Origin of the sequence: Arthrobacter sp. S2(2024), from assembly GCF_036662515.1 — a bacterium.
GTDB lineage: Bacteria > Actinomycetota > Actinomycetes > Actinomycetales > Micrococcaceae > Arthrobacter.
Genome location: NZ_JAYKZI010000013.1, coordinates 17756 through 43652 on the forward strand (window position 1 = coordinate 17756; position 25897 = coordinate 43652).

23 protein-coding genes are annotated in these 25897 nt (G+C 63.8%); 19 read left to right on the forward strand and 4 right to left on the reverse strand.

Translation table 11 applies throughout. The features are described from left to right. Positions 1 to 9 precede the first annotated feature (9 nt). Positions 10 to 1437, forward strand: a complete 1428-nt coding sequence (locus VLA65_RS18490; RefSeq protein WP_442880331.1) for a class II 3-deoxy-7-phosphoheptulonate synthase — start codon at positions 10 to 12, stop codon at positions 1435 to 1437. A gap of 89 nt (positions 1438 to 1526) precedes the next feature. On the opposite strand, the gene pknB is transcribed toward VLA65_RS18490, so the two are convergent. Further along, positions 1527 to 3617 carry a Stk1 family PASTA domain-containing Ser/Thr kinase gene (gene pknB / locus VLA65_RS18495; RefSeq protein WP_332603341.1) on the reverse strand — a complete coding sequence of 697 codons (2091 nt, stop codon included), beginning with the start codon at positions 3615 to 3617 and terminating at the stop codon, positions 1527 to 1529. A 73-nt stretch (positions 3618 to 3690) separates the two neighbouring features. Next, positions 3691 to 5076 carry a LysM peptidoglycan-binding domain-containing protein gene (locus VLA65_RS18500; RefSeq protein WP_332603342.1) on the reverse strand — a complete coding sequence of 462 codons (1386 nt, stop codon included), beginning with the start codon at positions 5074 to 5076 and terminating at the stop codon, positions 3691 to 3693. Between VLA65_RS18500 and VLA65_RS18505 the strand changes: the two genes are divergently transcribed. Together VLA65_RS18505 and VLA65_RS18510 are read left to right on the forward strand one after the other, a co-directional pair. Beyond that, positions 5039 to 5266 carry a hypothetical protein gene (locus VLA65_RS18505; RefSeq protein ID WP_332603372.1) on the forward strand — a complete coding sequence of 76 codons (228 nt, stop codon included), beginning with the start codon at positions 5039 to 5041 and terminating at the stop codon, positions 5264 to 5266. The two genes, VLA65_RS18500 and VLA65_RS18505, sit on opposite strands and share 38 nt — an antisense overlap. 33 nt (positions 5267 to 5299) lie before the next feature. Next, positions 5300 to 5653, forward strand: coding sequence for an Rv2175c family DNA-binding protein (locus tag VLA65_RS18510; protein ID WP_059389151.1), 354 nt, complete (start codon positions 5300 to 5302; stop codon positions 5651 to 5653). Between the two features lie 105 nt (positions 5654 to 5758). Here the strand turns inward: VLA65_RS18510 and VLA65_RS18515 are convergent, their stop codons facing one another. Continuing rightward, a complete protein-coding gene (locus tag VLA65_RS18515) occupies positions 5759 to 6850 on the reverse strand; it encodes a polyprenyl synthetase family protein (RefSeq protein WP_059389150.1) in 1092 nt (363 codons plus the stop codon). Further along, entirely contained in the window at positions 6847 to 7119 is a 273-nt protein-coding gene (locus VLA65_RS18520; RefSeq protein WP_332603343.1) for a hypothetical protein, read from the reverse strand. The genes VLA65_RS18515 and VLA65_RS18520 overlap by 4 nt, the downstream gene beginning before the upstream one ends. On the opposite strand from VLA65_RS18520, the gene VLA65_RS18525 reads away from it, so the two are divergent. The 16 genes from VLA65_RS18525 to ftsZ all read left to right on the forward strand — a co-directional run bounded on the left by VLA65_RS18525 (position 7097) and on the right by ftsZ (position 25881). Beyond that, the gene (locus tag VLA65_RS18525; protein WP_332603344.1) at positions 7097 to 7360 is read left to right on the forward strand and encodes a hypothetical protein; all 264 of its coding nucleotides are present in this window, start codon (positions 7097 to 7099) and stop codon (positions 7358 to 7360) included. The two genes, VLA65_RS18520 and VLA65_RS18525, sit on opposite strands and share 23 nt — an antisense overlap. Positions 7361 to 7542: 182 nt before the next feature. Then, a complete protein-coding gene (gene dinB, locus VLA65_RS18530) occupies positions 7543 to 8745 on the forward strand; it encodes a DNA polymerase IV (RefSeq protein ID WP_253257384.1) in 1203 nt (400 codons plus the stop codon). A gap of 235 nt (positions 8746 to 8980) precedes the next feature. Next, positions 8981 to 9346 carry a DUF3040 domain-containing protein gene (locus VLA65_RS18535; RefSeq protein WP_059389148.1) on the forward strand — a complete coding sequence of 122 codons (366 nt, stop codon included), beginning with the start codon at positions 8981 to 8983 and terminating at the stop codon, positions 9344 to 9346. Positions 9347 to 9723: 377 nt separating this feature from the next. Continuing rightward, a complete protein-coding gene (gene mraZ / locus VLA65_RS18540) occupies positions 9724 to 10155 on the forward strand; it encodes a division/cell wall cluster transcriptional repressor MraZ (protein ID WP_059389147.1) in 432 nt (143 codons plus the stop codon). 179 nt (positions 10156 to 10334) lie between these two features. Next, on the forward strand, positions 10335 to 11333 hold the full coding sequence (gene rsmH / locus VLA65_RS18545; RefSeq protein WP_306963702.1) for a 16S rRNA (cytosine(1402)-N(4))-methyltransferase RsmH: 999 nt from the start codon (positions 10335 to 10337) through the stop codon (positions 11331 to 11333). Then, positions 11330 to 11995 (forward strand): hypothetical protein, encoded by a 666-nt coding sequence (locus VLA65_RS18550; RefSeq protein ID WP_306963703.1) that lies wholly within the window; start codon positions 11330 to 11332, stop codon positions 11993 to 11995. The genes rsmH and VLA65_RS18550 overlap by 4 nt, the downstream gene beginning before the upstream one ends. A gap of 54 nt (positions 11996 to 12049) precedes the next feature. Beyond that, positions 12050 to 13846, forward strand: coding sequence for a peptidoglycan D,D-transpeptidase FtsI family protein (locus tag VLA65_RS18555; RefSeq protein ID WP_307055765.1), 1797 nt, complete (start codon positions 12050 to 12052; stop codon positions 13844 to 13846). A 141-nt stretch (positions 13847 to 13987) separates the two neighbouring features. Beyond that, positions 13988 to 15625, forward strand: a complete 1638-nt coding sequence (locus VLA65_RS18560; protein ID WP_442880332.1) for a UDP-N-acetylmuramoyl-L-alanyl-D-glutamate--2,6-diaminopimelate ligase — start codon at positions 13988 to 13990, stop codon at positions 15623 to 15625. A 6-nt stretch (positions 15626 to 15631) separates the two neighbouring features. Continuing rightward, the gene (locus VLA65_RS18565) at positions 15632 to 17122 is read left to right on the forward strand and encodes a UDP-N-acetylmuramoyl-tripeptide--D-alanyl-D-alanine ligase (RefSeq protein ID WP_332603345.1); all 1491 of its coding nucleotides are present in this window, start codon (positions 15632 to 15634) and stop codon (positions 17120 to 17122) included. After that, positions 17119 to 18228 (forward strand): phospho-N-acetylmuramoyl-pentapeptide-transferase, encoded by a 1110-nt coding sequence (gene mraY, locus VLA65_RS18570; protein ID WP_236816883.1) that lies wholly within the window; start codon positions 17119 to 17121, stop codon positions 18226 to 18228. Before VLA65_RS18565 ends, mraY begins: the two co-directional genes overlap by 4 nt. Next, a complete protein-coding gene (gene murD, locus VLA65_RS18575) occupies positions 18210 to 19811 on the forward strand; it encodes a UDP-N-acetylmuramoyl-L-alanine--D-glutamate ligase (RefSeq protein WP_332603346.1) in 1602 nt (533 codons plus the stop codon). The genes mraY and murD overlap by 19 nt, the downstream gene beginning before the upstream one ends. A 2-nt stretch (positions 19812 to 19813) precedes the next feature. After that, complete coding sequence (gene ftsW, locus VLA65_RS18580; RefSeq protein ID WP_284991582.1) at positions 19814 to 21118, forward strand: putative lipid II flippase FtsW; 1305 nt, start codon at positions 19814 to 19816, stop codon at positions 21116 to 21118. A 6-nt stretch (positions 21119 to 21124) separates the two neighbouring features. Beyond that, on the forward strand, positions 21125 to 22231 hold the full coding sequence (murG, locus tag VLA65_RS18585) for an undecaprenyldiphospho-muramoylpentapeptide beta-N-acetylglucosaminyltransferase (RefSeq protein WP_284991581.1): 1107 nt from the start codon (positions 21125 to 21127) through the stop codon (positions 22229 to 22231). Then, positions 22228 to 23601, forward strand: coding sequence for a UDP-N-acetylmuramate--L-alanine ligase (gene murC, locus VLA65_RS18590; protein WP_332603347.1), 1374 nt, complete (start codon positions 22228 to 22230; stop codon positions 23599 to 23601). Before murG ends, murC begins: the two co-directional genes overlap by 4 nt. Continuing rightward, positions 23594 to 24433: a cell division protein FtsQ/DivIB gene (locus tag VLA65_RS18595; protein WP_059389144.1), complete on the forward strand. Its 840-nt coding sequence runs from the start codon at positions 23594 to 23596 to the stop codon at positions 24431 to 24433. The genes murC and VLA65_RS18595 overlap by 8 nt, the downstream gene beginning before the upstream one ends. 215 nt (positions 24434 to 24648) lie before the next feature. Then, positions 24649 to 25881, forward strand: a complete 1233-nt coding sequence (gene ftsZ / locus VLA65_RS18600; protein WP_284991578.1) for a cell division protein FtsZ — start codon at positions 24649 to 24651, stop codon at positions 25879 to 25881. Positions 25882 to 25897 lie beyond the last annotated feature (16 nt).

A 25897-nucleotide genomic window follows, 5' to 3' on the forward strand; every position in this document is an offset into this window, starting at 1 on the left:
TCTTGGAGAGTGACTGAGCTATCCGCGAACCCCGCATCGTCCGTGACCGGCCCCCTGACCAGTTCCCTGGGCAGCCCCCTGACCAGCACCGCGCAAAGCCGCGCGGCAAACTATCCCGGCTTGGACGATTGGCGCCAGCTGCCGATCTCGCAGCAACCCACCTGGACCGACCGGGGCGTCTTCGACGCCTCCGTCAAGGAACTCTCCGTGCTTCCGCCGCTGGTTTTCGCGGGCGAAGTCGACATTTTGCGCGAGCGTCTGGCCGCGGCAGCCCAAGGCAAGGCATTCCTGCTTCAGGGCGGCGACTGCGCCGAGACTTTCGAGGACGCCACAGCTGACAAGATCAGCGCCCGGGTCCGCACCATCCTGCAGATGGCCGTTGTCCTTACCTATGGCGCGGCGATGCCCGTCATCAAGATGGGCCGCATGGCCGGCCAGTTCGCCAAGCCCCGCTCGTCGAACGAGGAAACCCGCGACGGCGTGACCTTGCCTGCGTACCGCGGCGACATCGTCAACGGCTACGATTTCACCCCGGAGTCCCGCGCCCACGACGCCAGTCGCATGCTGAAGGCCTACCACACCTCGGCTTCCACACTGAACCTCATCCGCGCATTCACGCAGGGCGGCTTCGCTGATCTTCGCCTGGTGCACCTGTGGAACAAGGGCTTCACCGAAAACCCCGCCCACGCCCGCTACGAGTCCTTGGCGCGTGACATCGACCGTGCGATCAAGTTCATGGCGTCCTGCGGCGCCGATTTCGAAGCACTCAAGCGCGTGGAATTCTTCGCGAGCCACGAGGCATTGCTGCTGGACTACGAGCGTGCCCTGACGCGCATCGACTCCCGCACGGGACTTCCCTACGACACCTCCGGACACTTCCTCTGGATCGGTGAACGCACCCGTGAGCTCGACCATGCGCATGTGGACTTCCTGTCCCGCGTGCGCAATCCGATCGGCGTCAAGCTCGGTCCCGGGACTTCCGGAGACGACGCGTTGCGGCTCATTGACAAGCTGGACCCGAACCGCGAGCCTGGCCGCCTCACCTTCATCACGCGGATGGGCTCCAAGAACATCCGCGAGAAGCTGCCCGCCGTCGTCGAGAAGGTCACTGCCTCCGGCGCCCAGGTTCTCTGGGTCACGGATCCCATGCACGGGAACACTGTCACCTCGCCCAACGGGTACAAGACCCGCAACTTCGACGACGTCGTGGACGAAGTCCGCGGGTTCTTCGAAGTCCACCACGCCCTGGGCACGGTACCCGGTGGCCTGCACATGGAAATGACGGGCGACGACGTCGCCGAATGCCTTGGCGGCGCCGATCCCATTGACCAGGACGCCTTCCTGGACCGCTACGAGTCAGTGTGCGATCCCCGCCTGAACCACATGCAGTCCCTCGAGATGGCATTCCTCGTGGCTGGAGCCCTCACCAAGCGCTAGGCCCCACCAAGCGGTGGTCAAACAGCGGCCCCAAGACAGGAAAGGCGATCCGGAACGGTTCCGGATCGCCTTTCCTGTATGCGGTGGTCCTATACGACGGTCAAGGTGACCACGGAGCCCTCCGGTGCATCGCTGTCCACGGGGTTCTGGTCCCGGACAGTGCCGAAAAAGCCGCCCAGGATGTTGTTGATCTTGACCTCGAATCCGAGGGACTCCAAGGCTTTGCGGGCGGCATCGGCCTGCTTGCCAATGAAGTTCGGGACGTGTACCATCTTCGGACCCTTGGACAGGGTCAGGGTGACGGAGTCGCCGCGGATCAGGGTGCCGTTGGCAGGGGCCTCGCTGACCACGGCACCCGCGGGGACCTTCTTGTCGTTGACGGGTTCCGGCGCAATTTTGGCGGTCAATCCGGCGTCGCTGATCGCTTTGACGGCGGCTTGCTGGGTCATGCCCCGGACATCCGGTACAGGGAGGGGCTGCGGTCCCTTGGAAACCACCAGTGCCACCGGAGTGCCGTGGCGGACTGCGGTGTCCTGGGCCGGGGACTGGGAGATGACGGTGCCCAAAGGCACTTTGTCGTCATACTGCTCGGTGACTTTGCCGAGCGTCATCCCCGCCACGCCAAGGGCATTCTTTGCCTGGTCGAGTGTCAGTCCGGTCATCGCGGCAAGCGGAAACAACTGTGGACCCTTCGAGACGAAGAGCGACACCGCTTGGAACTTCCTGACTACCTGGCCGGACGCGGGTTCCGTTCCAACCGCCAACCCTGCAGTGACGTCGTCGTCGAACACGTCTTTTGGCTCGGACTGGAAGCCCGCGGTTCTTAGGAGCTGTTGTGCCTCGGCAACGGTCTTGTTCTTGGTGTCCGGTATGGTTCCGGGCGAGCCGGGCCCCATGCCGAAGAACCAGCCCGCCGCTGTGGCCAGGATCGCCAGGACAATCACGACAATTGTCCAGATCACAGCCCGGCGGCGTGGGTTGCCTTCCCGCAAAGAGCGCGACGGCGTAGCCGCCGCCCGGGCGCGGTCCTTTTCTTCCTGGCGCTCCATGCGCTTGATGTCGCGTTTGCTGGGCGGGGCTTCCGCCGGATCCAGGGGTTCGCGGTCCTGTGGCACTTGGATGTCGAAAGCCGGGGCGCCAGCAGAGAATCCCGACGGCGGAAGCACCGTGGTGGGATTGCGCTGGCTTGAGATGATCTCCGTCGGGCGGCCTATCCGTTCCAGGGGCTCCGTACGTTCGGCAGGGAAAGGGGCGACTACCGCGGTTGCCCCGGCCGCGTCTTGTTGTCCTTCCGGCGTTGCCGCCTTTGCGGCCGGCGGGTTGATATCCAGTTGCGCGTCGCTCAAGGTTGTGCGGATGTGCCGCAGTTCAGACAAGAGCGCCGAACCGTCCACAGGACGCTCTTCAGGATCCTTCGCGGTGCACCACTGGACGAGTTCGTCCACGTCCGCGGCAAGGCCGGGGACTGCTAGCGACGGCGGGGCGACGGCCGCGTTGACGTGCTGGTAGGCAACCTGGATGGGGACGTCGCCGGCATAAGGTTGCCCGCCGGTAAGCATTTCGTAAAGCATGATGCCGGTGGAGTAGATGTCGCTCCGGGCATCGGCGGCTTTGCCGAGGACGAGCTCGGGAGCCAGATATGCGACCGTGCCGATCAGGGCGCCGGTGCTGGTTGTCGCCGTGACGGCCCGGGCCAGGCCGAAGTCGCCCACCTTGATGCGGCCGTCGTCGGCGATCAGGACGTTCTCGGGTTTCACGTCGCGGTGGATCAGCCCTGCCGCGTGGGCGGCCGCGAGCCCTTCGATGACGGGGTCGATCAGTGCAAAGGCAAGCCGGGGCGGAAGCGCCGCCTTCTCGTTGAGGACATCGCGCAGAGTATGGCCTTTGATGTACTCCATGACGATGTATGCAATGTGGCCGTCCTGTCCTTGGTCGAGGACGCCTACGACGTGCGGGTGGGAAAGGCTCGCCGCGGCCCGGGCCTCGCGCTGCAAACGGTCGAGGAAGTTTTGGTCATTGGCCAGGTGCGGATGCAGCACTTTGAGCGCCACGTCGCGGTCGAGCCGTTCGTCGGTGGCGAGATAGACGGTTGACATTCCGCCGTTCGCGAGGCGCGATCGCACCAGATAGCGCCCGTCCACGAGGGATCCGAGGAGTTGGTCCGAAACTTGTTCCTGCACCCTACGATCCTAGTTGAGCAAAAACACGGGCCCGAATCGACATGCGATCCGGGCCCGTGTTGTGCGCCGCGAGTTAGCTGAAGTTCTTCTTGAGGGCCAGGATCGAGGCGACGTAGGCCTTGGTGTCGTCGTACATGCCGTGCTTGCTCACCGAGTACTGGCCCTGGTAGTAGCCTGCGATGGCCGTATTCAGGTCCTTGCTCGTGTTGACGAGCGCCCGGATGATGGCGACGCCGGCGGTCACGTTGTCATACGGGTCGAGGATGTTGAGCTTGCGTCCCACCAATTGGGAAGCCCATTCACCCGAGGAGGGGATCACTTGCATCGTGCCGATGGCGTTGGCGGGGGAGACCGCACGCTGGTTGAAGCCGGATTCCTGGAAGGCGAACGCCATGGCCAAGGACGGGTCCACTCCCATCCGACGCGCAGTATCGGCGACGATCCCCTTCATCTGGGCGGTGCTGGGGACCGGGGACGCATTGAGCAGGGCCTTGTTCGCGTTGGCTGAACTGACCACTGCCTCGGGGTAGGTGTAGCCCAGGAATGTGCTCGGAACCAAGGGGGCGCTGACCGGAGCAGGGGCCGGAGCCGAGGCCGCAGGAGCGCCCGGGATGGCTAGCTTCTGCCCGGGATAAATGATGGTGCTCATGGACAGCTTGTTCGCCGAGAGAAGAGACGACAGGGACACCCCAAGGCGGGACGCGATACCGCCCAAAGTGTCACCTGACTTGATGGTGTACGAGCCGGTGTTGGCAAGTGCAGGCGCTGCCGGAGCCGCCGGAGCGGAAGCGGGGACCAGTGCGGCCGGAGCCGGTGTGGCGGGAGCTGGTGCGTTCGTTCCGGGGCCGACCTTGATCTTCTGTCCCGGGTAGATGATGGACCGGCCGTTGAGGCCGTTCCAAGTGAAGACGTCGGACAGTGCCACGCCGTGGCGGGCGGCAATGCCGCCCAGGGTGTCACCGGGCACCACTGTGTAGCTGGCAGTCGACGACGACGCCGGGCCGGATGCCGGGCTGGGTGCGGGTGCCGGCGCACTTGGAGCCGGTACCGAACCGGTCAGCTTGATCTGCTGTCCCGGGTAGATGATGGTGTTGCCCGAGAGGCCGTTGAGCTGCAGGACAGTGTTGGTGTTCAGCCCGTAGCGGGCAGCGATGCCGCTGATGGTATCGCCCCGGACGATGGTGTAGGTGGCCGGAGCCGCCGGTGCCATGGGCTGCATGACAGCCGGGATGGTTGCGGCAACCGCGGAGGCAGGGATGACGTTTGCGGACACTGCCGCTGCCTGGGCCCGCATGGCCGCGGTCAGCGATGCGGTAATCTTCTGGCTTTGTACCGCCGGAAGCGCTGTTGCCGGCTGGGCGAGTGCCAATGAAGAGAGCATGACGGCGGGCAGCGCCGCTGTGGTGGCCGCAATTATGGGCATGCTCGTTGTCTTCTTGTGCGAGCTGGGCGTCGTCATGGGAGCAATCCTCATCTCAGCAGCGGCTGTTGGGGATGCCGCTGTTGCCAGTGTTACTAAAGTTAGTAGTGATGCAAATGTGATCAATGTGAATCTCTCACATTTTTCGATTCCGCACAAGAAATCCCTGCGCATTCGATTCTTGGGCAATTCCGGGCACAAATTCCGCCCCTACCGCCCCTCCGGCTAGGCGCAAAGCGCGAGGGCGTGGCAATCTTGATCCGTGAGTAATGTAGAAAGCCTCGTTTCCGAATGGCTGCCGCTGCCCGATGTGGCAGAGCTGCTGAACGTTTCAATCACCAAGGTCCACGGTCTTCTGGATGAGCGTGCAGTGGTGGCCGTGAGAGTGGGCGAACGCAACATCCGTTCGATTCCTGCCCTCTTTATCCAGGACGGTCATGTGGTGGATAGCCTGAAGGGCACCATCGCAGTGCTTGGCGATGCCGGGTACACGGATGAGGAGCTCATCGTGTGGCTTTTCACTCCGGACGAGTCGCTGCGTGGCCGTCCTGTCGACGCGCTCCGCGAAGGGCGCAAAACTGAAATCCGACGCAGGGCTCAGTCGCTTGCCTGGTAAGGGACGCCTGCCTTAAATACAGTGGTGCCGATCAGCAAGCTGATCGGCACCAATGTATTTAAGGCAGGTATTTAGACTGCCCTTAACGCGGAATTATGAAAGAGTTCACGCGGCCCGGCTGACGGCGGCTTCGGCCAACTGCCTGAGCGCGGTGAGGGGGAGGTCCGCCAGGGGGAGGCGTTCCAAGGCCTCGAAAGCTTCGTTGCTGAGTTCCTCGATCATCGCCTCCGTGGCTTCGAGCGCTCCGCAATCCACAATGATCCGCCTGATTTCGGCGACCTCGGCCTCTCCAAGGTCCTGCCTTCCGAGCATCGTATCGATGTAGCTCGAATCATCCGCAGCGGCCTGATTGATGGCGAATCCCACCAGGACCGTCCGTTTGCCTTCGCGGAGGTCGTCTCCCGCGGGCTTCCCCGTAGTCCCGGGATCCCCGAACACTCCCAAAACGTCGTCGCGGAGCTGGAATGCTTCACCAAGGGGCAACGCGAAAGCGGAATATCCTTGCAGGAGCTCTTCGCTGGCACCGGCCAAGGCGCCCCCAAGGGCCAAGGGGTGTTCCGTTGAGTACTTCGCCGACTTGAAACGGATGATGGACTGGGCGCGATCGACGGCACCCGCGCGGTCCCGCACCGGACCCGCGACTTCCTCGAGGATGTCCAGGTATTGGCCGGCCATGACCTCGGCGCGCATCAGGTTGAAGATCCGCCGCGCAGCCGTGCCGGAAGCGGCCCTGCTGCCGATCTCCGTGAACGCCTCCTCGCTGAACGACAAGCAGAGGTCTCCGGTGAGAATCGCGGCCGCGTGTCCGAATCGTTCGCTGTCCAGGGCCCAGCCCTCGCCCTCATGGAGCTGGCTGAACCGCTTGTGCACACTCGGACCGCCGCGACGTGTATCAGAGCGGTCGATGATGTCATCGTGAATCAGGGCTGCGGCCTGGAAGAGTTCCAAAGCGCAGCCGGCCGTGATGATGTCGGGATGTGCGGACTCACCTCCGGCACCCCGCCACCCCCAGTAGCACATCAACGCCCGGAGCCGTTTGCCACCGGTCACAAGGCTCGTGATTGAACCCATGAGGGGAGCGACATCCGGGGAGATGGTGGCCATCGTTTCTTGTTGCACCCCAAGGAAACCGTTGAGTTTGGCGGCGACATCGGCCACAAAACGGCTCTGCTCCGAACCCAGGCTCTCCGCGGTCACTTGATTGACCCGGCGGCCACGTTGGCACCGATGGTGAACGTGGATTTGCCCGCGGTTTCCACCACCGAGATATTCACTGTTTCATTGTCGCCACGCAGGAAATCCTTTGATTTGATACTTCCCACGGTGCTGCCGGGGACTTCCTTGAAGCCTTGCGCCGTGAGCGCGGAGGTATAAAAGGCCACAACTGCGTCAGACGGGGACGCAATGGTGCCGACCAAGGCCACCGACGCCGGCGAGGAGTTCTTGTCGAAGCTGCTGGATTCCACAGCCGCCTTGGGCATCAAGGGAATCAGTTGCTGCGGGAATCCCGGGACCAGGGAGCCGACTGCCGCCGAAGCTCCTGAGGCAGCCGTGGACGCGGTGGCCTGTGCCGGACTTGCCGAGGCAGTGGCCGCCCCGGACGATGTTGGCGCCGCCCCTTGGGATGCCGTGCCTGCCGGGGACGACCCGCAAGCCGAGATGGTCAACGCGACGCCCGTGGCCAACAAGGCCAAACTGACGGGTTGAGGCTTTCCAAAGAGCTTCACAGGGATTTCCTCCTGGGGACGACGCCGGATGCTGCCTCCAGTTTAGGGCGCCGGATGCGGCCACCAGTAACCAGTGCCGCGGCATAGGATTTCCTTGTGAGACCACAAGCAGAGAACAACGGGCGGGGCCCCGGACAGGAATTCGCCCCGGATCCCGCTGCCCTGCGGGAACTGAGGCGCACCAGCATCCTCCACGTGGACATGGATGCCTTCTTTGTCTCGGTGGAATTGCGCACCAGGCCTGAACTCAAGGGGAAACCCGTCATTGTCGGTTTTCCGGTGGATCGCTCCGTTGTGCTGTCCGCCTCCTACGAAGCGCGCGCGCTCGGTGTGAAGTCTGCCATGCCCATGGCCAACGCCATGCGGATGTGCCCCAACGCGGTCATCATCGAACCCCGCCATAGCCTCTACTACGAGGTGTCCCGGCAATTGATGGGAATATTCGAATCGATAACGGACCTCGTGGAGCCCTTGAGCGTCGACGAGGCGTTCCTGGATGTCGGTGGCGCAATCAGGCGGCTTGGTCCGCCTCTCCAGATCGGCCATCTGATCCGGAGCCGCGTTGCCTCCGAGCTAGGGATCACTGCGTCCGTGGGAATAGCCACCAACAAGTTCGTTGCCAAAATCGCATCTACGCGCTGCAAACCCGACGGACTGCTGCTCATTGAGGAGGGGCAGACCGTAGCCTATTTGCACAGCCTGCCCGTGAACGCCTTGTGGGGAGTCGGGGCCAAGACCGCCGACGTTCTGGCCAGGCTGGGGATCCGTACCGTCGCTGACGTTGCGGCCACGCCGCTTGCTTCCTTGAAAAAGGTCCTGGGAGCTTCGGGCGAGCACGTCCACCGATTGTCGATGGGCTTGGATCCCCGGCCGGTCACGCCTATCCGGCTCGAGAAGAGCATAGGTTCCGAAGAAACGTTCGCTGTCGACACCCCGGATGACGCGCTCCTCCATCGCGAGTTGCTGAGGCTCTCCCACCGAACCGCGTCACGGCTCCGGACAGCCGGAATGCTGGCCCGGACCATCGCGCTGAAGTTGCGCTATGCCGATTTTTCGACAATCAGCCGGAGCAAGACAATGCATACGCCGGTCGATAGCGCCCAGTTGATCTATCAGGTGGCGAGCCAGTTGCTGGAGTCCTTGGGGGAGCGGCCCATGAGTGTGCGCCTTATAGGAGTCCGGGCCGAGCAGCTCGAAGCGGCGGAACACGCCTCGCTGCAGTTAAGCTTCGATCGCAGGGACGACAACTGGCGGGCGGCTGAACAGGCGCTTGACCGTGTCACCGAGCGATTCGGCAGCAAGACTGTCCTTCCGGCGACGCTTTTGGAGCCGCACGCGGAGCCCGACAGGCCGGGTTCTCCCTAGGCTTCGAAGGGCCCACGAGTGCCCTCCGGCGTGTCTTTCAGAACAGCGGCCAACAAACTATCCTAGAGATACACAGATTTAGACCGTCTGGATAAATTGCCATGTTGCGTCTGTTCCGTGAGACCGTGTTCACAAGACCCGGTCTTCGGGAACCCTTTTTTGGGTTCGTCCGTTCAAGGGAACAGAGGCAACGGCCGCGGCGTATCCAGACGCTGGCCGACTAAAGGAGGTCGCGATGCCCCTATCGGAGCACGAACAGAAGCTCCTCGAGCAACTCGAGAAGCAACTGCATGAGGACGATCCGAAGTTTGCCAATTCAATGGGCTCTGACCCCATTCGTTCATGGTCGACCAGGCACATCGTTATTGGCGTTCTAGGCACTATCGCCGGAATTCTCTTGTTGTTGGTAGGTGTGTCCTTGCAGAACATCTTCCTTGGCGTGCTGGGCTTCATCGTGATGGGCGCCGGCGTCTACTTTGCCACCCTGAGAAGGGCAGCCGGCGGGAAGTCGAAGAGCGCCAAGCCGGGCAAGTCGAAGAACTCGTTCATGAGCAACCTCGAAGAACGCTGGGACGAGCGCCGCCGCGGCGAGGAGAGCTGAGCGCTCCACCAAGGGGCTTGGCCTCCACTCGGAAGCCGAGTCCTCCACATTGCACCACCAGGCTCCGGCCTGATTGCGAAAAGACCCGAATATCGGGTCTTTTCGCATTTAACGCCGCGCTCGCACCGCGAGCGAGCCCATAGGCGCGACTTCCATGCCGCCGTCGTGCGTTTCCCTGCAGCGCCGCCGCAAAGTCTCCTCCACGACCAACCACCCCTGAGATCCACGCGTTTTCAGGCTCCTGCATTCGAATGTGGGGCAGAAACACGCCGGATTGCGTTGACTGTGGGGGCTTGTGGAGTAAAGTGGAGCGAGTAAGAGGGTAGTGGCGGCGTGGGGCAGGTACGGGCACCTTTACGGATGGGGGCGGTGGGCCAGTGTTTCTTGGCACGCATTCTCCCCGTCTGGACGAAAAGGGCCGGATCATCCTTCCCGCCAAGTTCCGCGAGGAACTTGCTGACGGCTTGGTGCTCACAAGGGGCCAGGAGCGTTGCATCTACGTCTTCAGCCAGCGGGAATTCGAACGTATTCACGAGTCCATGCGGGAGGCCCCCATCTCCTCCAAGCAGTCACGTGACTACATCCGGGTTTTCCTGTCCGGAGCCTCTGACGAGGTACCTGACAAGCAGGGGCGCGTGACGATTCCGCCGGCGCTCCGGAGCTACGCAGGTCTTGAGCGGGAATTGGCGGTCATTGGCGCCGGAACCCGTGCGGAGATCTGGGATGCCCAGGCTTGGGATGAGTACCTGGCCGAGAAGGAAGCCGCCTTCTCGGAGACCGACGACGACAACCTTCCCGGATTCATTTAGAAACCGGGACAGGAAGCAGCAATGCTTCTTGGACGGGATCTCCAGCCGCCCATCACATAGTTTTCCTGGCTCACCTTCCCCGGAGCCAGGCGGACGCTGCGATAGGCGCGGATGGGGATCCGGCTCAAGAAGCGACCCGCCCGACTGACAGACGAACGATTCAGCTCTGAGGAGGCCGCATGGAGGAGCACGACGCGCCAAAACCCACCTCGGAGCGACATGTACCGGTCCTGAAGGACCGGTGCATCAATTTGTTGGCACCAGGTTTTGAGGCCGCCCGCAACCGTGGCGAAACGCCCGTCGTCATCGACGCCACGCTGGGAATGGGTGGCCACTCCGAAGCGATGCTCCAGCGGTTCCCCGATCTGCATCTTGTTGGGATAGACCGGGACGAAGAGGCCTTGGCCCTCGCCGGTGAGCGCCTGCGACCCTTCGCGGCCCGCACCGACCTGGTACATGCCGTCTACGACGAAATCGAAGATGTCATCGCAGACCTCGGAATCCCGGAAGTGCACGGCATCCTCATGGATCTGGGTGTGTCTTCCCTCCAATTGGACGAGCGGGAGCGCGGCTTTGCCTACTCCTACGACGCCCCGCTGGATATGCGGATGGACACGAGCCGCGGCCAGACCGCTGCCGACGTCGTCAACAACTATTCCGAAGAAGACCTGGTGCGGATTATCCGCAAGTGGGGCGAAGAGAAGTTCGCCGGCAGGATCGCAAACCGCATCGTCACGGCGAGGGCGATCAAGCCCTTCGCCACCACCGGTGAACTCGTCGAGCAGATCCGCGGAGTTGTTCCTGCGGCCGCTGCGAAGTCCGGCGGGCATCCGGCAAAGCGGACTTTCCAGGCCTTGCGGATTGAAGTCAACGAGGAACTCGACGTCCTGGAGAGGGCAGTGCCTGCCGCTCTCGCGGCCTCGGCAATGGGCGGACGAGTAGTAGTGATGTCGTACCACTCACTCGAGGACAAGATCGTCAAATCGGTCTTCCAATCCCGGTCCAAGTCATCGGCCCCGCTCGGCTTCCCCGTGGAGCTGGAAGAACATAAACCGGAATTCAAGACCCTGACCAAGGGCACGGAAGTGCCCACACCTGAAGAAATCGCCGAAAACCCGCGTGCGGCATCTGCCCGCCTGCGGGCCGTGGAACGCATCAAAGCGAGGAGAACAGCATGAGCACCGCTGCCGCGAAGATCCTGCCGACCACGGTGGGGAACACCGCGCGTGCCCTGCCCGCCCGGGGACCGGAACGCGACACGACCCGGAAGGCGCGGACGCCGCTCTCGCTTGTACAGAGTGTTCCCGGACGACGGCGGACTCCGTTCGTCGTCTTTTGCTTCGGCGTGCTGGCGGCAGCCCTGTTGACTGTCCTGGTGCTCAACATCTCCGTTTCCACGGCACAATACGACCTTGTGAAGCTCAGGAATGACGCCGCGTCCCTGAACAAGCAGAACCAGGATCTGACACAGCAGGTCCAGAACTACCAGGCTCCCCAGAATCTTGCCGCCAAGGCCGCAGAATTGGGAATGGTAGCTTCCACTGCCACGGGACAGATCGATCTGGACAACTTGACAGTCACAGGAAAGGCCACGCCGGCAACCAAGGGACAGAATCCCGGTGCCGTCATCGCTGCCCCTGCGGTCGCAGGCCAGTCGAGCGTCACACCTTCGGCACCCGCCAAGAACGATTCACTGGACAGCCGCAAGCCCAACGGGGCCGCCGACTCCACGCCGGCCAAACCGCAGGCGCCCGTGGCTCCTGCGGCACCCAAGCCGCCGGTTGTGGATCTCCACGGTGGTTCGGTCCCCGCTCCACAGCAGAAGGTACCCGGGCAGTAGCGTCCAGCCGACCTGATTTCAGGTAAACAGCAAGGCAAGCAGCAAGGAATCGACGTGGTGCAAAATACCGGCAAATCGAAGAACAAGAGAACGCCGGCGGCGAAGAAGCGCCTGCGCCTCGGCCTCGGAATCATGCTGACGTTGTTGCTGGTGGTTGGGGGCAAGCTGTTCCTGGTCCAGGGACTCGACGTCGGCGGAATGGCCGAGGCTGCTTACAACAACCGGCTGACCACCACCGTCCTGCCCGCCGAACGCGGCAAGATCCTTGACGCCAACGGCACCGTGCTGGCCAGCAGCGTGATCCGCTACAACATCGTGGTTGACCAGACCGTCAACACCAACACCTCTGAGTTTTCGCGCTACAACACGCAAACCCAAGCCATCGACACGATCTCGAGGACCCAAGGGATAGCAGAACTTTCCAGCGCCCTGGGCATGGACGTCAACCAGGTAACGCAGGCAGTGACCGGCGACAAGAAATACAACATCGTGGCCAAGGAAGTGAAGCCCGATCTCGAAGACCGGATTTCCCAACTGCATATCCCCGGTATCGTCTCCGAGGGCATCAGCAAGCGCGTCTATCCAAACGGCAGCGTCGCGGGTGGCATTATCGGCTTCCTCAAAGATGGCACCACGGGCCAAGCCGGACTTGAGCAGACCCAGGACGACCTCCTGCGCGGCAAAGACGGCAAACGCGTCTTTGAGATCGGCGCCGACGGCCTCCGTATCCCCGTGGCAACCGATCTGCTGACCCCGGCCGTCAACGGCAAAGACGTCAAGCTGACGCTGAACACGGACATCCAGTACTTTGCGCAGCAGGCCATCCAGACCCAGGTCAACCAGCTCAATGCCGAGTGGGGATCGATCGTCGTCGAGGACATCAAGACCGGGAACCTCATTGCGATGGCGGACACGAATGCCCCGGATCCCAACGACCCGGGCAAAGTGGCGGCCGCGGACCGCGGCGTGCGGTCAGTGACGGCTGCCTACGAGCCTGGCTCGGTGGAAAAGATGATCACGGCGTCGGCCGCGATCAATGAAGGAAAGTCCAGCCCGCTGGACACTGTCACCATTCCGCCGGCTTTGACCATCGACGGTCAGACTTTTACCGATGCGTTCGACCATGGAACCGAGCAGAGGACCCTTGCCGGCATCCTTGGATATTCGATGAACACAGGTACCGTGATGATCGGCAGCCGCCTGAGCAAGCAACAGCGTTACGACTACCTCACCCGCTTCGGTATCGGGCAAGCTCCGGACATTGGCCTTCCCGCCGAAACCTCAGGCATCCTGGCCAAGCCCGATCAATGGGATGACCGCCAGCAGTACACCGTGCTGTTCGGCCAAGGCGTTTCACAGTCAACGCTGCAGACCGTCCGGGCGTACCAAAGCATTGCCAACGACGGCGTGATGCTGCAACCGCGGCTAATCGACGGCTACGTCGGAGCCGACGGAGCCGAGGAGAAAGTGCCTGCCAAGGATTCCCAGCAAGTCGTTACCAAGGAAACCGCGCAGCAAGTGCGGGACATCCTGGAGAGCAACGTCACCATGGGCGAAGTGAAAGATGCCGCCATCGACGGATACCGGGTGGGCGCCAAGACAGGTACGTCCCAGGCACCGCGTGAAGATGGCCTCCCTGGCTTCGATGGCTACACCGCGTCGATCGTGGGCATGGCGCCGATGGACAATCCGCGCTTCATCGTGGAGGTTGTCCTCCAGCGGCCCAAGGGCAGCATTTACGGCATCACCCAAGGACCGATTTTCCGCTCGGTCATGGGCCAGGTCCTGCGTACCTACAACGTCCCGCCGTCCACCGGCACGCCGGCGCGGTTCCCCCAGTACGCCAAATAGGGCCAGCACGGCAAGTAGTTCAGTTTCGCCAAGTAAGCTTGTTGGGCATCTGTCCGGCCACATTTCGATCCAACCATGCCGTTCGCGGGAGCCCAGAGGGTTCCCGTGCGGCCAGTTTTACGAGTACCAACGGAGACCACCTTGTCAGAGCAGAATGATGCCGTATCGATCCCTACAGGGAATCCGCCGGCTACCGACAAACCCGGCTTCCGTCCAGCCGTCGTGGCGCCTGTTCCCCTGGAAGCTGTCGCCTCGTCCCTCGGAATCGCGCTGCCGCCGGACTCCGCCGCCACGTCGGTGACGGGTGTGTCCCTCAACTCGCGCACCGTGGAGCCGGGAGACTTGTACCTGGCGCTGCCCGGTGCCACGCGCCACGGGGCCGACTTTGTCAGCCAAGCGGTGGCAGCCGGTGCCGTGGCCGTCTTGACCGATGGGGACGGCGCACGTCAATTGGCCCTTGAGGATCTTGCTGTTCCCGTTCTGATCGTCGGCAATCCCCGCGCAGCCGTCGGTTCACTCGCGGCCCTCGTTTATCGAAGCCAACCACTGGATGGGGTTTCGCCGACGCTTTTCGGTGTAACCGGTACGAACGGCAAGACGACGACGACGTATTTCATCAACTCCCTGCTCCGCGCCTTGGGCATGAACCCGGGATTGATCGGGACGATTGAAATTCTTGCGGGGGGTGAGGCCATCCCGAGCCTGCTGACCACGCCGGAATCAACGGATGTCCATGCCTTGCTCGCCCTCATGCGCGAACGCGGGCTGGAAGCGGCTTCCATGGAGGTCTCCTCCCATGCCCTGTCGTTCCACAGGGTCGACTCGGTGACGTTCGACGTTGCCGGCTTCACCAACCTGACACAGGACCACCTCGATCTCCACGGAAGCATGGACGAGTACTTCCGGACCAAGGCGGAGCTGTTCACGAGCGCGCGCGCACGGCGGGCCGTAGTGACCGTGGACGATCCGTGGGGGCGCCAGCTGGCCGATGAGGCGGGAATTCCCGTAACCACGCTGTCGGCCACCCCCGGGGGCCGAGCCGACTGGACGGTGGAGTCGGCCAAGCCGCGCGGGCTTGGAACGGACTTCGAATTGCGCCACCGCGACGGAACGGTCCTGCGCGTCCATACAGGATTGCCAGGGGACTTCAACGTCGCCAACGCGGCGCTGGCCACCATTATGGTGCTTGACTCCGGCATCGAGCCGTCGGCACTGCAGGCGGCTCTCGACGGGCACGATCCCTTCACCGTTTCCGTACCCGGCCGGATGCAGCTGATCTCGGATGCCCCGGCTGCCGTCGTCGATTTCGCGCACAACCCGGACGCGCTGGCGAGGGCCCTCAAGGCCGTGCGCCCGCAGGCCCCCGAATCCCGCGTGATCGTCGTATTCGGCGCCACAGGACAGCGCGACCAGGGCAAGCGGCCGACCATGGGCGCCATAGCCGCCCGGCTCGCCGACGTCGTGATTGTCAGCGACGACGATCCCCATGATGAAGACGCTGCTGCGATCCGTTCGGAAGTCATCGCTGGGGCCCGTGCCGCCCGCGAGTCGGAAGACCTTGACTGCGAGATCGTGGAAGCGTACCCCCGGGACGTCGCCATCCGCCAAGCCGTGGAACTGGCCACTGAGAAGGACACCATCCTGGTCGCCGGCCGCGGCCACGAGGTGTGGCAGGAAGTGAAGGGCGTCAACCTCTCCCTCGACGACCGGGTGGAACTGCGGGCGGCCTTGACAGCCAGGGGATTCAAGGTTTCCACGGACGAGCGGATAGAGTCCTAGACCGAGATGATTGCACTTACTGCGGCGGAGATCGCCGATATTACCCATGGCCGATTGGCAGCGGACCCGGGCATTGTCCCGGCGTCCGTCGTTACCGACTCCCGTGAGGCGGCCGCTGGATCGTTGTACGTGGCCAAGCCCGGAGAGAACGCCGACGGCCACGCCTATGTGGGCGCCGCCTTTGAACGCGGGGCTGTCCTGGCGCTGACCGAGCGCGACGTTTCCGACGACGACGGCCGGCCATACCCCGCCGTCGTCGTCGATGACGCCGTGATCGCCATGGGTGCCCTGGCTGCGGAGTCCGTGCGCCGCATCCGTGCCGAACGTGCGGCCCAGGGAGAGCCCTTCACTGTCATCGGCATCACGGGCTCAGCGGGCAAGACCACCACCAAGGACCTGCTCGCGGGCATTCTTTCCCGGGCCGGTGCCACGGTGGCTCCGCAGGGTTCGTACAACGGTGAAGTCGGCGTGCCGCTCACCGTGTTCGGAGCCGATGCGGGCACCCGCTACCTGGTGATCGAAATGGGAGCAACCGGGATTGGCCACATCAAATACCTCGCCGAGATGGTCCAACCGGACATCGGCGTCGTTCTGTGCGTCGGCACCGCCCACGCCGGCGAGTTTGGTGGCGTGGAGAACATCGCGAAGGCCAAGGGCGAACTCGTAGAGGCGCTGGGGCGGGACGGAACCGCCGTCATCAACCTCGACGACGCGCGGGTCGCCGCCATGGTCTCCCGCACCCAGGCCACAGTGCTCGGAACCACCGCTACCGGCATTCCCGGCTCCGCAGTCGAGGCCCGGAACGCGGATATCGACGAAAACGGCCACCCGGAATTCGAGCTCTTCCTGCCCGACGGCGGGGCTCCCCATCCCGTCCACAGCAAGCTCATCGGTGCGCACCACATCACCAACCTGCTTGCCGCTGCGGCCGCCGCGTTCGCGGCTGGCCTCCCTGCGGCCGGGATCGCCGAGTCGCTGAGCGAGCAGTCGCCCGCCAGCCGGTGGCGGATGGAACGCACTGAGCGCGCGGACGGCGTCACCATCATCAACGACGCGTACAACGCGAATCCGGAATCCATGCGCGCAGCATTGCGCACCCTCGCCGACCTCGGGCAGGGACGCCGCACGTGGGCAGTGCTTGGCGCGATGTTGGAACTCGGCGAAGATTCCATCCGCGAACACACGGCTGTGGGTACGCAAGTGGTCCGCTTGAACATTTCCAGGCTCGTGGTGGTTGGCCGGGAAGCCCGGGCGCTGTATGTTTCCGCGATCCAGGAAGGCTCCTGGGGCGACGAGTGCATCTTCACCGAAACGGCCGACGAGGCCTACGAACTGCTGCAGGCTGAGCTCAAACCGGGCGACTTGGTGCTTTTCAAGTCCTCGAACGGGGTCGGCCTAAGGCATTTGGGGGATCGGATAGCATTACCTCCACAGACCGGTACGAGTGCGAACACCGCGGCTGCAACTGCCGCCAATGAAGGGAACGAGCTGCTGTGATTGCACTGTTGATCGGCGCGGGCGTCGCCCTCCTGGTGGCCCTGGTTGGCACGCCACTCTTCATCCGGTTCCTCGTCACCAAGGGATACGGCCAGTTCATCCGCGACGATGGACCCACCTCCCACCACACCAAGCGTGGTACCCCCACGATGGGCGGGACAGTCGTGGTGGCCGCGGTGCTCATCAGCTACGGGTTGACCCACCTGATCATGTGGATGATGAACCCGCGATCACCGGGCCCGTCCGCCTCGGGTCTGCTCTTGTTGTTCCTGATGGTCGGTATGGGATTCGTTGGTTTCCTCGACGATTTCATCAAGATTTCCAAGCAGCGCAGCCTCGGACTCAACGCCAAGGCGAAGCTGATTCTCCAAGCGTTTGTCGGCATTGTCTTCGCAGTGCTCGTCCTGAACTTCCCCGACTCGCAGGGAATCACGCCGGCCTCCACGCATATTTCGCTTGTGCGGGACATTCCCTGGCTGAACCTGGCCTTCGGGGGCACCGTCCTCGGAGCCATCCTGTTCGTCATCTGGTCGAACCTGATCGTCACTGCGGCAACCAACGGCGTCAACCTGACGGACGGATTGGACGGCCTCGCGGCCGGTGCCTCCATCATGGTCTTCGGAGCCTACACACTCATGGGAATCTGGCAGAACAACCAGGCATGCGGTTCACCCCGCGAGGCGGGCAGCGGTTGCTATTCGGTCCGCGACCCGCTCGATCTGGCGTTGCTGGCAGCTATTTGCAGTGCCGCGTTAGTGGGCTTCCTCTGGTGGAACACGTCCCCGGCGAAGATCTTCATGGGCGACACCGGTTCCCTGGCAATCGGCGGTGCCGTGGCCGGCTTTGCGATCCTCTCCCGCACGGAACTTCTTTTGGGCATCATCGGCGGGCTCTTCGTCCTCATCACGCTGTCGGTCATCATCCAGGTGGGCTACTTCAAGGTCACCAAGGGTAAGCGGGTCTTCAAGATGGCCCCACTTCAGCATCATTTCGAACTCAAGGGTTGGGCCGAAATCACGGTGGTTGTCCGATTCTGGATTCTTTGTGGACTATTCGTGGCCGCAGGCCTTGGGATTTTCTATGCTGAATGGGTGGTGCTGCTGTGAGCGCAAGTCCTCAAACCAAGCCTTCTGCCAATGACCGGCTCAAGGACCTCGTCAGTTGGGATTCCGACTGGAAGGGCCTCCGTGTCGTCGTGACCGGCATCGGTGTGTCCGGATTCGCGGCCGCCGATACCTTGATCGAACTGGGCGCACGCGTGGTGGTTGTCGACGCGGCGACGAGCGCCAAGGCCCTCGCGCAGGCGGACACCTTGAAGATCGTCGGCGCAGCCGACGTCCTCCTCGGCCAAGATGCAGTCAAAACGCTGCCCCGGGTCGACGGTGAAAAGGCCGAGCTCGTCGTGACGTCGCCGGGCTGGCGCCCGGACCAGTCCCTCCTGGCAGCTGCCAAAAGGGCCCACGTACCGGTGTGGGGCGACGTCGAACTCGCTTGGCGGGTGCGCGAACGCCAGGGCCGCAAGACGGCGGACTGGCTCACCATCACGGGTACGAACGGCAAGACCACCACGGTGGGCATGACCGAGGCGATGCTGCAGGCAGCGGGGCTCAAGGCAATCGCCGTGGGGAATGTAGGCACGCCCATCCTGGACGCACTCCGTGACCCAGTGGAGTACGACGCCTTCGCTGTTGAGCTTTCCAGCTTCCAATTGCACTGGATCGAGTCGCTCTCCCCGGTGGCGAGCGTCTGCCTCAATGTCGCCGAGGACCACGTCGACTGGCACGGCTCCTACGAGTCCTACCTCGCGGACAAGGCAAAAATCTTCGAGAACACGCAGAAGGCGTGTATCTACAACGCCGAGCAGATCGAGACCGAACGCATGGTGGAAAACGCCGACGTGGTCGAAGGTTGCCGGGCGATCGGTTTCACCACCCTGACTCCGGCGGTCAGCATGCTCGGCGTCGTCGAGGGCTTGCTCGTGGACCGCGCGTTCATCGAAGAGCGCAAGAGTTCAGCAGAGGAACTCGCGTCCCTGGCGGACCTGGGCCCGGCCGCGCCGCGACACATGGTTGCGAACGCGCTGGCCGCCGCCGCGCTGGTGCGCGCCTACGGCGTCGAACCGGCCGCAGTGCGGGACGGGCTCAGGAACTACCTCCCCGGAGACCACCGCATCCAGCCTGTGGCCAAGCAGAACGGCGTGCTCTGGGTCAACGACTCCAAGGCGACCAATCCGCACGCAGCTTCCGCTGCCCTGTCGGCGTTCGACAAGGTCGTCTGGATCGCCGGCGGTCTCTCCAAGGGCGTCAACTATGACGAGTTGGTCGAAAACAACGCGCACAGGCTCAAGGCAGTGGTGCTGATCGGCTCCGACACCGCGGACCTGGAAGCCTCCCTCAAGCGACACGCAGCGGATGTGCCCGTAATCGGGCAGCCCAAGGGCGACACTGAAATGGTGCAGTCCGCCGATTCAGCTGGTACCGCCGCGGAACCGTCTCCGATCTTCGGCGACACCGTGATGGCCCACGCTGTCGAGTCGGCAGCAAGTATCGCCGAGTCCGGCGATACGGTGCTGATGGCCCCGGCGGCTGCCTCCATGGACCAGTTCTCTTCCTACGCTCACCGTGGCGATGCTTTCATCCGGGCAGTGCGCGAGCTTGTGGAAGGCCAGGCACAGACCACCGAGGAGTAACAATGGTCAGCACGCCCACGCGCAGCGGGCCCGGGCGGACCCGGGCCGGCAAGGCAGACCCCGCCGGACGCGCGGGAGGCGTTGGGCGGGCTTCGCTGCCGTCCCGCATCCGCTCGGGGATTTCCGGGTTTTGGTCGACTCTCGAGGGAAGCGGTAAATCGAGCGGTGGGTCAACCTACTACTTGATTCTTGGTGCTTCGCTTGCGCTGACGGCCATCGGGATCATCATGGTCCTGTCGGCGTCGAGCGTCGAAGCGATTGCGGCCGGCGAATCCCCATACTCCATCGCCACTAAGCAAGGCATGTTCGCCGCTATCGGCATCGTCGCGATGCTGGTGCTTTCGAGGGTCAATGTCCTGTGGCTCAAGCGATTCGCGTGGCCCTCGATCATTCTTGCCGGCGCCTTGCTGGTGCTGGTTCTGGTCATCGGCAAACGTGTGCTGGGCAACCAGAACTGGATCGAGATCGGCGGCTTCACCTTCCAGCCATCGGAGTTCGCCAAGTTCGCGCTGGTGCTCTGGATGGCCACGGTTCTTTCCGTCAAAGCAAAACTTCTGGACAAGTGGACGCACGCGCTGATCCCGGTCGTTCCGGTCTCCGGCGCCATCATCACCTTGATTGTCCTCGGACATGACCTCGGAACCTCCCTGGTGGTCATGCTCATCATGGCTGCCGGATTGTTTTTCGGCGGCGTCAACTTGAGGCTCTTCGCTGCGGCCGGCGGAGTTGCCGCAGCTGCCGCCCTGATCCTGGCGTTCACGAGTGGAAACCGGATGTGCCGGATCACCTCATGGATGGGGCAGAGCTGCGCGGGGGCGAGCGACATCGGCTTCCAGAGCGAACAGGGGCTCAGCGCCCTTGCTTCGGGAGGTTGGCTTGGTGTCGGACTCGGCCAGAGCCGGCAAAAATACCAGTGGATTCCCGAAGCCCACAACGACTTCATCTTCGCTGTCATCGGGGAAGAACTCGGGCTTGTGGGGACGATCGTGGTCCTGGTGCTTTTTGCCTTGCTCGCGGTTGCGATCTACCGGGTCGTCAGCCACCAGGAAGACTTGTTCGCCCGGGTGCTCGGCGGCTCGATCATGGCGTGGATGCTTGGACAGGCCGCGATCAACATGGCCATGGTGGCAGGGTTGCTCCCCGTGATCGGCGTTCCTCTGCCTTTCATTTCCTATGGCGGTTCAGCGTTGGTGATGTCGCTATGTGGCGTGGGCGTAGTGTTGTCTTTGGCCCGCGCCCAAATGGCTCCTGCCAGCCGTTCCAAGCCGCGCTGGCGATTTGCGAAAACTGCACGAAAGCGTACATAGCACTCCATGAATTCCCAGCCCAAGCCCCTCTCCGTGGTCCTCGCCGGCGGCGGGACCGCCGGACACATCAGCCCCCTGCTTGCCATCGCCGACGCCATCAAGTCGCTGCGGCCGGACGCGAAGATCCTTGCCGTCGGCACGCCCAACGGCATGGAAACGCGCCTCGTGCCGGCCGCCGGCTACGAGCTGGCCACGATTGACCGGGTTCCCTTTCCCCGCAAGCCTTCCGCGGATCTGCTCAAACTGCCCGGCAGGCTCGCGGCGGCCGTCAAGCAAGCCGGTCGCATCCTGGACGACGCACAGGCCGACGTCCTCCTCGGCGTCGGCGGCTATGTCTGCACTCCCATGTACCTCGCGGCCTGGCGTCGCAGGATCCCCATCGTCATCCACGAGGCCAACACGCGCGCCGGGCTTGCCAACCGGGTAGGAGCCATGTTCACCAAGCACGTGGGCGTGGCCTTCCCGGAAACCCGGCTACGGCACGCCCGCCATGTCGGGATGCCCATGCGCAAGGCCATCGCCGGTTTGGACCGGGCGGCCTGGCGCGCGGATGCCCGGCAGTCGCTTGGCCTGGACGCCGGACAGCCAGCACTCATCGTGACGGGCGGTTCCTCGGGCGCCCAGAGCATCAACCGCACCATCGCCGGTGCCGTCGCCGCTTTGGCGGATGCCGGTATCCAGACACTGCACATCACCGGCCGGGGCAAGGCAGTGACGAACGACGACGGCGCCCCCCTGGCTGCCGACGGCTACCACCAGGTGGAGTACGTCGACGGCATGGAAAACGTCTACGCGGCAGCAGACGTCCTCCTTGCCCGATCCGGCGCGGCAACCGTCAGTGAGGTGGCCGCCGTCGGGCTCCCGGCAGTCTTCGTTCCACTGCCCATCGGAAACGGCGAGCAGGCAATGAACGCCTCCGCACTGGTCAAGGCCGGGGCAGCGCTTCTGGTCGACGACCGGGCCTTGACCGCGGAATGGCTCAAAGCCGAGTTGATTCCCTTGCTCACGGATCAAGCCCGCCTTGAGGCCATGGCCAGCAAGGCAAAGGAACTTGGCATCAGAAATGCTGATCAGCGGATGGCTGATCTCGTCTTGGAAGCGGTATCCGAATGACCCAGCCCCTCGCAGACATCAATTCCCTCGGCAGGGTCCATTTCATCGGCATCGGCGGCGTGGGCATGTCCGCCGTCGCACGCATCATGGTGGCCAGGGGCGTTCCCGTGAGCGGTTCCGACGCCAAGGACCTGCCCGTCATGCAGGACCTCCAGTCGGCCGGGGCGCGGATCGCTGTGGGCTACGCCGCAGGAAATCTTCGTGACGCCCAGACCGTCGTCGCCGGTTCGGCCATCAGGGCGGACAATCCGGAGCTGGAAGCGGCCCGGGCGGCCGGCCTGCCGGTGCTCCACCGCTCCGAGGCCCTCGCAGCAACCATGGGCGCCGACCGCGTGGTGACCGTGGCCGGGACGCACGGCAAATCCACCACCACGTCAATGGTTGCCGTGTTGCTCAAGGAAGCGGGCCTGGATCCGTCGTTCGCCATCGGCGCCAACGTACCCGCCCTCGGTGTCAACGCCGCGCACGGCGCCTCGGATATCTTCGTTGCCGAAGCCGACGAATCGGACGGTTCCTTCCTCAACTACCGGCCCCTCATCGCCGTCGTCACCAACGTCGAGGCCGACCACCTGGACTACTACGGCACGCCTGAGGCCGTCTACGCCTCCTTCGACAGTTTCGCGGCACTCCTGCCCGCCAACGGCGTGCTTTTCGCCTGCGCGGACGACGACGGCGCCCGGGCCCTCGCGGAACGGACCCGCGCCGCAGGCAATACCCGGGTACTGAGCTACGGGACCGCGGAGGACGCCGATATCCGGCTGCGCGACGGGGGACCCGGCGACGTCAGGGTCTCCGTGGGCGGACAGGAATACCGGCTCGACCTCCAAGTGCCCGGGAGGCACAACGCCTTGAACGCGGCGGCCGCGTTCGGCGTCGCCGTCGAGCTCGGCGTGGCGCCCGGGGTTGCCGCGGCCGCCCTCGGCCATTTCACCGGAGCCTCGCGGCGATTCGAGTTCAAGGGGCAGGGGAGGGGCGTGCGTGTCTACGACGACTACGCCCACCACCCCACGGAGGTCCGGGCCGCCTTGTCCGCTGCCCGCTCCGTCGCAGGCGGCAACAAGGTGCATGTGCTCTTCCAGCCACATCTGTTTTCCCGCACGCGCGAATTCGCGGAGCAGTTTGCTGAAGCGCTTGGCGAGGCGGATACGGCCCTCGTGCTGGATATCTACCCTGCCCGCGAGGATCCCATTCCCGGGGTCACGAGCACCCTGATCACAGGGCGCCTCAAGAGCGGCAGGCTCGTTGCCGGCGGGCAGGAAGCGCTGGACGCGGTTCTCTCCGCGGCCGGCGAGGGCGACATCGTCCTCACCGTCGGAGCCGGTGACGTCACGGCATACGGGCCCCGGATCGTGGAGCTGTTGGGTGGCTGACACCCGGAAGCCGACTTTCAAGCCGCAGGCGGGCACCCGGCCCGGAGTCGTCAGTGCTGAACGCAGCCTCGACGATCCCGTCGGTGGCCCTTCGGAGGCCGCCCGTGCGAAGGACAGCAACGTGCTCGCCTTTCCGGAACCCAAGGGACGCAAGCGCCGGAGGACCGTGCTCACGGCCTTGGCCATCATCGTCGCCCTTGTCGCCGGAATTATCGTTGCGGCGATCTACTCGCCGGTGTTCGCCGTGCGCACAGTGTCGGTCGACGGTACGAAGCTTCTCCAGGCGGGGAGCGTCCAGAAGGCACTCGAACCGGTGAAGGGAAAACCCCTTCCGCAAATCAACGACGCCGAGATCGCCGCGCTGCTCAAGCCCCTCGTCCAGGTGCGTTCAGTCAGTACCGAAGCCCGGCCGCCGTCGGAACTCCTGGTCCACATCGTGGAGCGGGTACCTGTGGCCCTGGTCAAGAGCGGTGACAACTATTCACTGGTTGACGTCGACGGCGTCCAGCTCGGATCAACGGCCGATCCCGCATCGGTTGCCTTGCCGCTCATCGATGGGCAAGGAGCCAACCAGAATCTCTTCAAGGCGATCACGGCCGTTCTTGCGACGCTGCCGGCGGATGTCCTGGCGAAGATGGCCAACGCGTCGGCCTCGTCGCCGGACGCCGTCGAGCTCAAGCTCACGGACGGCAAGATCGTGGTGTGGGGGAATGCGGACGAGAAGGAGCTGAAGGCCCGCGTCCTCGAGGCGTTGCTCAAGGCTCCCGCCAATCCAAAAGTTCCGGTGAATGTCTACGATGTCAGCGCACCGAGGCACCCGTTCACCAAATAGACCATTTCAGGAAGTAACTTCTCTGACGTAGAGGGCTATTTTTCGGACTTTCACACGACACGCGGAGGCGGTCATTGAATGTCGGATTCATAGCCCATACCGTCACTTAAGAGTTACTTGACATAACTATAACCTTCAACTAGAGGGTTAAGGTCCAAGGATTCAAGTTGGACTCGATCTGTTTCGCTATAGGACACAAGCAAGGGGCACGAAACGTGGCAGCACCGCAGAATTACTTGGCCGTCATCAAGGTCGTCGGCATCGGCGGCGGTGGCGTGAATGCAGTTAACCGAATGATCGAAGTCGGCCTCCGCGGCGTCGAGTTCATCGCCATCAACACCGATGCCCAGGCTCTCCTCATGAGCGACGCGGACGTCAAGCTCGACGTCGGACGTGAACTCACCCGCGGTCTGGGAGCCGGCGCCAACCCCGACGTCGGACGCCAGGCAGCCGAGGACCACGCCGACGAGATCGAAGAGGTCATCCGCGGAGCCGACATGGTCTTCGTCACCGCAGGCGAAGGCGGCGGCACCGGAACCGGCGGCGCCCCCGTCGTGGCCCGGATCGCACGCTCGCTCGGCGCACTGACCATCGGTGTCGTCACGCGTCCCTTCACCTTCGAAGGCCGCCGGCGCGCCGGCTCGGCCGAGGCCGGAATCGACGCCCTGCGCGACGAAGTCGATACCCTCATCGTCATCCCCAACGACCGCCTCCTGTCCATCAGCGACCGTAACGTCTCCGTCCTGGACGCTTTCCGTTCCGCTGACCAAGTACTTCTGTCCGGTGTCCAGGGCATCACGGACCTCATCACCACCCCTGGCCTGATCAACCTCGACTTCGCCGACGTCAAGTCGGTCATGCAGGGTGCAGGCTCCGCGCTGATGGGTATCGGCTCGGCACGAGGAGAGGACCGCGCTGTCAAGGCCGCCGAACTCGCCATCGCTTCTCCGCTTCTGGAAGCATCGATCGACGGCGCCCACGGCGTCCTGCTTTCCATCCAGGGCGGCTCGGACCTCGGCCTGTTCGAGATCAACGAGGCCGCGAGGCTCGTGCAGGAAGTGGCCCACCCCGAAGCCAACATCATCTTCGGTGCCGTCATCGACGACGCCTTGGGTGACGAGGCGCGCGTCACGGTTATCGCCGCCGGTTTTGACGACCTCAAGGCCACCTCACCCTCGATGAACCAGCCTGCAGCTCAGCAGCCGGGTCAGCACCAGGCCCCTGCCGCTCCGGACCGTCCCGCGGCACCAACAGCTGCTCCGGCCTACTCTGCGCCGCAGCATGTTTCCGCCGGTGTCGGAGCTTCCGGCTTGAGCAACTGGGGCCAGCAGCGCCCGTCCGCCTTGCCCGCCGACTCGGGCTTCGACGTCGACCTCCCGGCCGTCGTCGAACCGGACCTTTCGGGAAGCCGCACCGACGACCTCGATGTTCCGGACTTCCTGAAGTAGCAGCTCTGTTCAAACC